Annotated in this window: 1 protein-coding gene; it reads left to right on the top strand. The window is 58.9% G+C overall.

What is annotated here, in order from left to right; genetic code table 11:
* Positions 1–120: 120 nt before the first annotated feature.
* Positions 121–1233, top strand: coding sequence for an IS110 family RNA-guided transposase (locus tag AC1DUB_RS28250; protein ID WP_477732386.1), 1113 nt, complete (start codon positions 121–123; stop codon positions 1231–1233).
* Positions 1234–1344: the final 111 nt, after the last annotated feature.

Below are 1344 nucleotides of genomic sequence, written 5' to 3'. Positions count from 1 at the left end.
ACATCATGGTCGCCCAATCTTGACTTGAGGCGGTCGATCTCCATCATCGTAGGTTGCGTACCGAGGTACGCCGAGCTACATGCTGTGGACGAACCGTTCAGCAATCAAAGGAGATCGACCATGAATGAGGATACAGCGATTTACGTTGGACTTGATGTTCACAAGGAGTCGATTGCGATGTCGGTGGCAGAGGCTGGTAGAGCGCCGGCGCGCTTTATCGGCACACTGGCACACGATCTCGGCAAATTGGTAAAGGCATTGGGCAAACTGGGGCAACCTCGCCAGGTGCATGTGGTGTACGAAGCGGGTCCTACAGGCTTCGGGTTGCAGCGGACGTTGACCGCCATGGGGTATGTTTGCGAGGTGATTGCGCCCTCGCAGACGCCGCGGCGCGCGGGCGAGCGCATCAAGACTGACCGGCGCGACAGCCTGCGCCTTGCGGAGTGTTCGCGTGCCGGGGAACTCAAAGCGGTGTGGATTCCAGATGCTCACCATGAAGCCATCCGAGATCTTTCGCGCGCACGCGAGGACGCGGTAAAGGCACGCAGGCAGGTGCGCCAGCAACTCAAGGGGTTCTTGTTGCGCTACGGGCAACGCTTCCCTGGGAAGACCTCATGGACCAAGACGTTCTATCAATGGCTGGGCTCGTTGAAATTCGAGCACTGTGCCGCGCAGACGGCGTTCACCGAATATTGGCTGGCAGTGCAAGCGGCCGATGAGCGCCTGAACCGGCTCAATAAGGCGTTGCAGACATCAATTGAGGGTTGGCGCTTCGAACCCGTGGTGGCGGCACTGCAGGCCCTGCGCGGCGTTGATGTGACGAGTGCCATCGGTCTGGTGGTAGAGATTGGGGATCTGAGCCGCTTTGATCACCCGCGCAAATTGATGGGCTATCTCGGACTTGTTCCCTCACAGCAATCCAGTGGCGATCGAGTCTGCCGAGGCAGCATCACCAAGACGGGCAACTCACATGCAAGGCGGCTGTTGACTGAAGCCGCATGGAACTATCGATTCCATGCCCGCATTTGTAGACAGGCACAGCAACGCCAGCAGGGCTTGCCTGAGCAGATCCGCAGCATGGCCTGGAAAGCGCAGTTGCGCCTGACGCAGCGGTTTGCCGCGCTGGACAAACGCGGAGTGCAGAGAAACAAGGTGTGCGTGGCGATTGCACGCGAACTCGCAGGCTTCGTATGGTCGATCGGCAACGAGGCCAGTAAAACCGTTACTCAATAAAAGGGGAGGACCGACTTGGAGATCGATGCGGTGATGCGATACGGGCAACGACTGGGCAACCCTCGTGGCTCCTATACAGGCTCCGCAAGGAAGGAAGATCCACGACACTAG

The sequence above is a fragment of the Polaromonas sp. P4_F9 genome (assembly GCF_056401235.1).
The sequence above is the reverse complement of the archived record's forward strand: the minus strand, read 5'-3'. Positions and strand labels throughout refer to the sequence as shown.